The organism is Rhizobium sp. IY2, from assembly GCF_047532935.1.
GTDB classification, from domain to species: domain Bacteria; phylum Pseudomonadota; class Alphaproteobacteria; order Rhizobiales; family Rhizobiaceae; genus Rhizobium; species Rhizobium anhuiense.
Genome location: NZ_JBLKNU010000057.1, coordinates 1 through 223, shown reverse-complemented (window position 1 = coordinate 223; position 223 = coordinate 1). Strand labels below are relative to the sequence as shown.

Annotated in this window: 1 protein-coding gene; it reads left to right on the top strand. The window is 65.0% G+C overall.

Features of this window, described 5'->3' with window-relative positions; all coding sequences use genetic code 11:
• Positions 1–223, top strand: a 223-nt coding sequence (locus ACMUVN_RS33370) for a VCBS domain-containing protein (RefSeq protein WP_414816065.1), incomplete at both ends; no start/stop codon positions are given.

The following is a 223-nucleotide window of genomic DNA, read 5'->3' as shown; positions in this document are numbered from 1 at the left end:
GCTCAACGCATCGGGCGTCTATAGCTATACCGTCAACGAGACCAATGCGGCCGTCCAGGCATTGCGCCAGTCGACCAACACGCTGAGCGATGTCTTCAGCTATACGATGCGGGACACTGGCGGCGCCACCGCCACGGCCAACCTGACCGTCACCATCCACGGCGCCAACGACGCACCGGTGCTGGCCGTCCAGACGACGACCCAGAACGCCACCGTCGGCTCG